General features: G+C 52.4%; 9 protein-coding genes. 5 read left to right on the forward strand and 4 right to left on the reverse strand.

Annotated features, from left to right (window positions below):
- Positions 1 to 15: 15 nt before the first annotated feature.
- Complete coding sequence (gene apcB / locus R6U67_RS17395) at positions 16 to 501, reverse strand: allophycocyanin subunit beta (protein ID WP_170189776.1); 486 nt, start codon at positions 499 to 501, stop codon at positions 16 to 18.
- Between the two features lie 82 nt (positions 502 to 583).
- A complete protein-coding gene (gene apcA / locus R6U67_RS17400; protein ID WP_410253720.1) occupies positions 584 to 1,069 on the reverse strand; it encodes an allophycocyanin subunit alpha in 486 nt (161 codons plus the stop codon).
- 814 nt (positions 1,070 to 1,883) lie between these two features.
- On the opposite strand from apcA, the gene R6U67_RS17405 reads away from it, so the two are divergent.
- The 4 genes from R6U67_RS17405 to R6U67_RS17420 all read left to right on the forward strand — a co-directional run bounded on the left by R6U67_RS17405 (position 1,884) and on the right by R6U67_RS17420 (position 6,743).
- The gene (locus R6U67_RS17405; RefSeq protein WP_410253721.1) at positions 1,884 to 2,867 is read left to right on the forward strand and encodes an RNA polymerase sigma factor, RpoD/SigA family; all 984 of its coding nucleotides are present in this window, start codon (positions 1,884 to 1,886) and stop codon (positions 2,865 to 2,867) included.
- 121 nt (positions 2,868 to 2,988) lie between these two features.
- Positions 2,989 to 4,008 carry a permease gene (locus tag R6U67_RS17410; RefSeq protein ID WP_410253722.1) on the forward strand — a complete coding sequence of 340 codons (1,020 nt, stop codon included), beginning with the start codon at positions 2,989 to 2,991 and terminating at the stop codon, positions 4,006 to 4,008.
- 316 nt (positions 4,009 to 4,324) lie between these two features.
- The gene (guaA, locus tag R6U67_RS17415; RefSeq protein WP_410253723.1) at positions 4,325 to 5,941 is read left to right on the forward strand and encodes a glutamine-hydrolyzing GMP synthase; all 1,617 of its coding nucleotides are present in this window, start codon (positions 4,325 to 4,327) and stop codon (positions 5,939 to 5,941) included.
- A 130-nt stretch (positions 5,942 to 6,071) separates the two neighbouring features.
- Positions 6,072 to 6,743, forward strand: a complete 672-nt coding sequence (locus R6U67_RS17420) for a DUF2834 domain-containing protein (protein ID WP_410253724.1) — start codon at positions 6,072 to 6,074, stop codon at positions 6,741 to 6,743.
- Here R6U67_RS17420 and R6U67_RS17425 read toward each other — a convergent pair.
- Positions 6,740 to 7,846, reverse strand: a complete 1,107-nt coding sequence (locus tag R6U67_RS17425; RefSeq protein ID WP_410253725.1) for a TRAP transporter substrate-binding protein — start codon at positions 7,844 to 7,846, stop codon at positions 6,740 to 6,742. The two genes, R6U67_RS17420 and R6U67_RS17425, sit on opposite strands and share 4 nt — an antisense overlap.
- A gap of 255 nt (positions 7,847 to 8,101) precedes the next feature.
- Here R6U67_RS17425 and R6U67_RS17430 point away from each other — a divergent pair, with 255 nt between their 5' ends.
- Positions 8,102 to 8,407, forward strand: coding sequence for a hypothetical protein (locus R6U67_RS17430; RefSeq protein WP_140409147.1), 306 nt, complete (start codon positions 8,102 to 8,104; stop codon positions 8,405 to 8,407).
- A gap of 78 nt (positions 8,408 to 8,485) precedes the next feature.
- On the opposite strand, the gene R6U67_RS17435 is transcribed toward R6U67_RS17430, so the two are convergent.
- Positions 8,486 to 8,829, reverse strand: a 344-nt coding sequence (locus R6U67_RS17435; protein WP_410253726.1) for a zinc-ribbon domain-containing protein, incomplete at its 5' end; no start/stop codon positions are given.

An 8,829-nucleotide genomic window follows, 5' to 3' on the forward strand; every position in this document is an offset into this window, starting at 1 on the left:
GATCGGAAGAGATGCCTAGCTTAAGCCGGAGCAGATGTAGTCGAAGTACACGCCCATTTCTTTACCAGCATCGGGGCCGACGAGGCTTGCGGTGACATCTTTCATGGCTTGGATGGCTTGGACCGTAGAACCCACGGGAACACCCAGAGAGTTGTAGGTTTCTTTCAAACCGTTCAGCACACGCTCATCGAGAATCGAGGGGTCACCGGCGAGCATCGCGTAGGTGGAGTAACGGAGGTAGTAGTCCAAATCACGGATGCAAGCCGCATAACGACGGGTGGTGTACATGTTACCGCCGGGACGGGTCACATCAGAGTACAGCAGGGACTTAGCAACCGCTTCTTTAACGATGGTCGCAGAGTTAGCTGAGATGGTAGCGGCTGCACGGACGCGCAGTTCGCCGGTTTGGAAGTAGCCTTTGAGCTTGTCCATGGCAGACCCGTCGAGGTACTTACCTTGGACATCAGAGGAGTTGATTACAGCGGTGATTGCGTCTTGCATGATCCTTTCGTTTTGTTGTGAATTTGATGGATTTAGAAATGCGAGTTTGTGAAAGCTTAGCGATTAAAGTCAAATAGCGACTCTATTGCATCGCACCGATCACGTAGTCGAAGTAGGAAGCTGCTTCGACAGCATCGTCTGCGGACATCAAACCGGTGGCGACGTTTTTCATGCAACGAACGCTTTCTGCAACAGCGCCGATGGGGGTTCCCAAGGAGCGGTACATTTCACGAACGCCCACGAGACCAATCTCTTCGATGGGGGTGACATCACCCGAGACGACACCATAGGTGACTAGACGCAGGTAGTAGTCCATGTCACGCAAGCAGGTGGCGGTCATCTCTTCACCAAACGCATTTCCGCCGGGGGAGACCACGTCGGGGCGTTTTTGGAAGAGTTGGTTACCGGCTTCTTTGACAATCCGCTCACGAGAATCGGTTAAAACTTGAGCGATGCGAAGACGGGCTGCACCGGAAGTGACGAAGCTTTTAATGCGATCTAGCTCGCCGGGGCTGAGGTAACGAGCCTCAGCGTCGGCATTCACGATTGACTTCGTGACGATACTCATGATGTGCGATTCCTCCAGAAGGGAAAGTGAATTTTAAGGTTGTATTGACTCATCACTTCAGCAGCGTTGCCCCATTTGACTTGGGCACGTTGCTACTGATGAGCGGGAGAAATTCCCGTTTTGCAATCATGGTCATTGTGCAGCATAAGGTTAACGATCCCTGGGACAACTTAATAGTTTGTAATATTTTTCTCAGGAAGCAGCGGCGGCGATCGCCCCCCAATTTTGGGCAAAACCCAGACGAACTCAGGGTAAATGGAACCTTGCCCCGAGATCAATGACGTAACAGAAGTTTACGGCGATCGCCCTCATCCGGTCCATCTCCTCGCCCGAGATCGGGCTGTAGATGCAAAAATCAACCCAATCACGAAACCCAAACTGGCTTCCTTGCGTCTAAACCAATGCGAGAAGCCATTGCCCTAGATTGGGCGACCTTCAGCCACCGCCAACGAGGTCACATTCACCCAGCGGGACATCAAGACCACAGTCGCGACCTAGTATCGACCTAACAGACCCAAAAATCTTGAAGATGTTTTCTGGAAAGACCCATCCCGCACCTGTAGTTAAACACCTCAAGGTCCAATGCCAAACCAGACCCTCTAGGTGAGGTATTCCGACCTATGCAAGGACAAACCTATGAGACTAGCATAAAAGTACACCTCCCAACACCTAACCCGAAAAACCCATCCCAGCGTAAACAACGTATATCCCCTTGAACTCGTTAGAGCCAAGTGGTTAACAAGTTCACGACTCATCAAACCTTTAGGTCAGTCCGATTCCGTCGTTCGTTGCCGTTCGTTGCTTTCATCGACGTATGCCCACAGCCAACACCAACATGAAAACCGCCAACCCCACCCTGAATGCCGATACGGTGCGGACATACCTGCACGAAATCGGCCGTGTGCCCCTACTGACCCATGAACAAGAAATCATCCTGGGCAAACAAGTGCAAGCCATGATGGCATTGCTCGAAACCCGTGACGAACTCCGCGACGCCCTCGATCGCGACCCCACAGAAAGCGAATGGGCGCAACAGGCCGACCTTGACCTAGAAACCCTGCGTAACACCCTACGCAGCGGTCGTCGCGCCAAACGCAAGATGATCGAAGCCAACCTCCGTTTAGTGGTGGCGATCGCCAAAAAATACCAAAAACGGAACCTAGAGTTCCTCGATCTAATCCAAGAAGGAACCCTAGGACTCGAACGAGGGGTTGAAAAATTTGACCCCACCCGAGGCTACAAATTTTCCACCTACGCCTACTGGTGGATTCGTCAAGCCATCACCCGCGCCATCGCCCAACAAGCGCGGACGATTCGCCTTCCCATTCACATCACCGAAAAACTCAACAAAATCAAGCGAGCGCAACGGGAACTCACCCAAAAACTGGGTCGCAGTCCTTCGATGAAGGAAATCGCCCAAGAACTCGAACTCGAACCCTACCAAGTTCGAGAATATCTCAGCATCTCCCGTCAGCCCATTTCCCTCGATTTGCGCGTCGGAGACAACCAAGATACCGAACTGCAAGAACTGCTCGAAGACGAAACCGCCTCTCCCGAACAGTTCGCCACCCAACAACTGTTGCGCCAAGACCTCGATTGTATGTTAGCCGAACTGACGCCCCAACAACGGGATGTGATCAGTCTCCGCTTCGGATTGAGCGATGGGAAAGAACTCTCCCTCGCCAAAGTTGGCGCTCAACTCAACCTCAGCCGAGAACGAGTCCGCCAACTCGAACACCAAGCCCTCAGCCATCTGCGTCGCCGTCGAGCAACCGTTCGTGAATATCTAGCCAGTTAGTCGCGAACCAACCGTGATCCCCATTTGCTAGAATAGCGCCGTCCCGTTGGGACGGCTTTTTTCTGCCGATCTGAGTCCCAAGCCTAACCGTCTTCACAACCGACGACTTACCCTTGACTGTATGAATCAGCTCAACTACGCCTTCACGATTTTCTTTAGTTTGCTCGTTGAAGCCCTCCCCTTTTTGCTCTTAGGTGTTTTGCTATCAAGTGCCTTACTCGCCTTCGTTAACGAGCGTAAATTAGTGGCGATGATGCCCCGAAACGCAGTCTTGGGCGCTTTAGTTGGCAGTTGTATTGGCTTTCTCTTCCCCGTCTGTGAATGTGGTAATGTGCCGGTGGCGCGACGACTGCTGGCCCAAGGCGTTCCCTCGGCTGTGGCCATCGGGTTTTTACTCGCCGCACCCACCATCAATCCTATTGTCATTTGGTCAACCTGGGTCGCTTTCCGCGATCGCCCCGAGATGGTCATTTGGCGAGTTATTTTAACCCTAATTATTGCCACGATTGTCGGTGTTATTTTTGGTGTTCAGAAAGACATCCGGGCCATGTTACACCCAAAATTAGTGCGAACGATGCCACAACTGGCTGACCCCGAAACCGACGCAGACTCGACATCACCGTTGCTAGGCTCAGGAACCTATTTTCTGGGAACCGGGCAAGCCGTAGCCTTAGAAAACGCTGCCGTCATGGGGGGCGACCTGAGCACATTGTTATTAGGAACAGCCCAAAAATCGAATCGAGTTGTAGTTTTTGTCGATAATATCATTCGCGAAATTCGTGAGTTGGGGGGAGTTCTCGTATTAGGCAGCGGGATTGTGGCGATTATCCAAACGGCTGTACCTCGGGAGACCATTGTTAACCTAGGTCAAGGAACCATTGTCCCCATTTTAACCATGATGGTTTTAGCATTAGTGGTCTCAATTTGTTCAACCGTTGACGCCTTTTTTGCCCTATCCTTTGCCTCCATGTTTACCAGTGGTGCTTTACTGGCTTTCCTAGTTTTTGGGCCAACCGTTGACCTAAAAAGCATCGGATTAATGTTATCCGTCTTTCGTCCTCGAACCGTGTTTTATCTCTTCGCGATCACGGCTCAACTAACATTTTTATTAACCCTGGGATTGCACTTATATGTCTTTTAAATATATCTTTTAAATATATCTTTTAAAACCTATTTTTTGACAACAATCTAACAACAGTCAAACAACAAGAAGACAAGCCAAAACCCCTAACCCAGACAGAACCGATGACACCCCCCCATTAGAGGGCAATCGACCCTAAACGGACGATGGGAGAATGCGATCGCGCCCAAATCGAGGAATCGAGCCATCATTTAGCCGCGATCGCCCTAGCAAAAATAACCCACTTGCCCTTAGAATGGATGCTTATCGTAGAGATAGCCATTCATTTCCGTAGAGTGGCTATATCCTCGGCCACCCTTCCCCATCTTGTCTACCCATGACCGCCCAAACCCAGACTCCAGAACCCACGCAACTCGACACGGACACCCAGGACACCCAACGTCAAACCATCGTGATTTTGGATTTTGGGTCTCAATACTCAGAACTCATTGCCCGTCGCATTCGCGAAACCGAAGTCTATTCTGAGGTCTTGTCCTATCGCACCAGTGCCGCCGATCTAGAGCGCATCAACCCCAAAGGCATTATTCTCTCGGGCGGTCCCAACTCAGTGTATGACGACAACGCCCCCGAATGTGACCCCAAAATCTGGGAATTGGGCATTCCCATTCTAGGAGTCTGCTATGGAATGCAGTTAATGGTGACCCAACTCGGGGGAACCGTCGAACGGGCCGAGTTAGCCGAATACGGGAAAGCCGCCCTCCATATCGACGATCCCACAGATCTGCTCACCAACGTCGAACAAAACTCAACCATGTGGATGAGTCATGGTGACTCCGTGACGCATCTCCCCGACGGCTTCGAGATTCTCGCTCATACCGATAACACCCCCAACGCCGCGATCGCCAACCACGATCGCCAAATCTACGGCGTACAATTCCACCCAGAAGTCGTCCATTCCGTCGGAGGCCAGGCCCTCGTCCGTAACTTCGTCTACCACATCTGCGACTGCGAACCCACCTGGACCACCGAAGCCTTTGTCGAAGAATCCATCCGAGAAATCCGCGCCCGCGTGGGCGACAAACGAGTGCTTCTGGCCCTATCCGGAGGCGTCGACTCCTCCACCCTAGCCTTCTTGCTGCACCGGGCCATCGGCGACAACCTCACCTGTATGTTTATCGATCAGGGGTTCATGCGCAAATATGAACCCGAACGACTCGTTAAACTGTTTCGCGATCAGTTTCATATCCCCGTCGAGTACGTCAACGCCCGCGATCGCTTCCTCGAAAAACTCATTGGCGTCACCGATCCCGAAGAAAAACGCCGTCACATCGGCCATGAATTTATCCGCGTCTTCGAGGAAGAATCCCGCCGCCTCGGTCCGTTTGACTATCTCGCCCAGGGAACCCTCTATCCCGATGTCATCGAGTCCGCCGACTCCAACGTAGACCCCAAAACCGGGGAACGAGTCGCCGTCAAAATCAAAAGCCATCACAACGTCGGCGGTCTCCCCGAAGACCTACAATTTAAACTCATCGAACCCCTGCGAAAACTCTTCAAAGACGAAGTTCGCAACCTCGGTCGTTCCATCGGCCTTCCCGAAGAAATTGTCCGCCGCCATCCCTTCCCCGGACCCGGCCTCGCCATTCGCATCCTCGGGGAAGTGACCCCAGAACGCCTGAAAATCCTACGAGATGCCGACTACATCGTACGCCAAGAAATCAACCGCCACGGCATCTATCACGACTTCTGGCAAGCCTTCGCCGTCCTGCTGCCCATTCGCAGTGTTGGCGTCATGGGCGACCAACGCACCTACGCTTATCCGATTGTATTGCGCTTTGTCTCTAGTGAAGATGGCATGACCGCCGATTGGTCACGGGTGGATTATGACTTCATCGAACTGATTTCCAATCGCATTGTCAACGAAGTCTCCGGAGTCAATCGCGTAGTTTACGATGTCACCTCCAAACCCCCCGGAACCATTGAATGGGAGTAACTCAAGTGATTGATCCCGTCCACAATCGGGATTAGGGCTGGGGTTCCCCTGTTCCCTGTTCCCTATTCCCTGTTCCCTATTCCCTGTTCCCTATTCCCTGTTCCCTGTTCCCTGTTCCCTTCTTCCCCCCATGACCCGTCGCATCTTCTTTACGGTACTTTGGTTAGCCTTTCTCGGCTATGCCTTCCTACTAGCGCCCCCAGATCGCCCCGAAACGGTGGATTTGATTGTTAACCTCTCCTCGGGGAACTGGGAGGGTATCAATCCGGCAATCATAGCCCTATTTAACCTGATGGGGATTTTCCCCTTCGCCTATGGGGCCATGCTCTTTGCTGATGGACGGGGACAGAAAATTGGTGCCTGGGTGTTTGCCGCTGCTTCCTTTGGCGTGGGGGCTTTCGCCATTTTGCCCTATCTGGCCCTGCGATCGCCAAATCCTGAGTTAGAGGGGTCAATGAACCCATTTCTGAGATTTTGGGACTCGCGAATTTTGGGGGGACTGTTGACGATCGCCGCGATCGCCCTACTGGGATTTGGCCTCAGTCAAGGCAATTGGAGCGACTTCAGCCAACAATGGCAAACCAGTCGCTTTATCCATGTCATGAGTCTCGACTTTTGCCTCCTCTGCGCCCTCGTTCCGGCTCTCCTCGGCGATGACATGGCCCGACGAGGACTCAACAATGGCAAACTCTTCTGGACCGTGTCCCTAACCCCTCTCCTGGGGCTATTGCTCTATCTCAGTCTACGTCCCCCCCTCGAAGACACAGCCGCTGAGGTCCCAGATGTCCCTCAGTCGTCTTAGGAGCGATCGCGGGACGAATGGCGAACAAAACTCAACTGATTCAGTTGATGCCAGCCATAGACCACCTCTCGGAACGCCAGCCAACTCTCATACACCTCTCGGAACGAGTCATTCTCTCGGGCATTCTCCTCATAAATCCCGAAACTGATCGTCTCCCCCCGTTCCATAATCTCCTGAGAAAACTCCGATAACACAGCCCCCTCATCCACCAACTGCTGTAGCGCCTGACCATTGAGGGCATCATACTGAGCCAACATCATCATATTGGCTTCCACCGTGGCCGTCACAAACACCGCTTGATACTCAGGCGGTAAACGCTCCCACATTGAGCGATTGACCAGCACATCCAACGTCGCGCCGGGTTCCCACCAGCCGGGATAATAGTAATATTGAGCGGCGTTATGTAACCCCAATTTCAAATCATCATAGGGGCCAACCCACTCCGCCGCATCGATCGCACCTCGTTCCAGGGCCAGATAGACTTCCGCACCGGGCAACACCTGCACATTCACCCCCATCTCGGCCATAATCGTTCCTCCCAACCCCGGAATACGCATTTTCAAGCCATTTAAATCAGCCAGACTGTTGACTTGTCGCTTAAACCAGCCCCCCATCTGAGTGCCGGTGTTTCCGGCCGGGAAGTTAATGATATTAAAATCGCTATAGACCTTTTGCATCGCCTCCAAGCCACCGCCTTGATAAAGCCAGGCATTTTGTTGTTGAGCCGTGAAGCCAAACGGCATCGTCGTCGCAAAGCCGAGAGTGGGGTTTTTGCCGATGTAGTAGTAGCTGGCCGTATGGCCACATTCAACAGTCCCCCCCTGTACCGCATCCATCACCTGCAAAGCGGGAACTAACTCACCAGCAGCATAGGGTGTAATGCTGAAGCGTCCATTGGTCATCTCGCTCACCCGACGACAGACGGTTTCCGCGCCACCATAGATGGTATCGAGAGATAGGGGCCAACTCGTGGCCATGCGCCAGTTCACTCGGGGCAGTGAACTCGCGTCAGTCCCCGTTCCGGCGGTTTCCGTACAAGCAGCCAGGGCCGAGACGGCCGCTGCACTAACGGCACTGCGAGTGACAAAGGCTCGACGTTTCATGACAATTTGCTGAATTTAAGCGATTTTAAGATAGTTTTTGAGTTTAACAGGTTTTTCAGTCTTATCACGTCTTTTGCCACAGACGTTAAGTCTTTTGTCATGAACGAGCGCTTGGGGAGCGATCTAGGTTTTAATGAAAATGAGGTCGGTCGTATCTCGGTTTACTCTCTTGGAGAGGCAATCTCTAAGTCTGCTAAATTTCCCGATTTAACAAAAATCCTGTCATAAACTGTAATACAGAAATCTATTATGGCCATGAAACGTCCCAGCCAACTCACTCAACTTCTGTGGGACTTTTATCGAGAAGATCCCCAGGAACTCCAACAGCTTAAACTTTTGGGAAACTGTCAAGTTTTCCGGTTTTGGGGTTCATTTTGCATCCGGGTGCAAACTCCGGCTATGGCGCAACGCATCCAAGATGTGATCCCGCTCATGGAAGCCCCCATTCAAGCCCTGCGTCTGGCGAAACGAGTCAAGGTGTTAGTGGGCCGTAGAGTCGTTGCTAGTTATGGGCTAGAAGCCGAATCGGAAGACTCGGCTGTTCATCAACATCAGCTTTGAGCGCCCATCCCATCCCAGTGAGGGCAAGTTTCGAGTCACTCGCCCTCACCCAGTCACTCGCGCCCAGTCACTCGCGCCCTACAACTTCGTGCCGCATTCAGGACAGAAATGGTTAGTTGAGGCGTTTTTCGCGTTGCAATTGGGACAATACACGAGTTCAACGGCCCGCTCTAACTTGTTCTGTTCCGGTAGCCCCAGCATTTGCGCGTTGCTCTTACCCGGCGCCACCATGGGGTAACAGTTTTCCGTGCGATGAACCCGGACATCCATCACCACAGCACCATCGTAGGCTAGCATTTCGGCGATCGCATCCTGAAGTTGATCCGTATGGGTGACTTTAATCCCCTTCAGCCCATAAGCTTGACAGAGAAGTTCCACATCCGGCATTCCCACTTCCATATTGGACGAAGAATAGCGTTCCC

The sequence above is a fragment of the Sodalinema sp. genome (assembly GCF_046483825.1).
In the GTDB taxonomy this organism is placed as follows: Bacteria; Cyanobacteriota; Cyanobacteriia; order Cyanobacteriales; family Geitlerinemataceae; genus Sodalinema.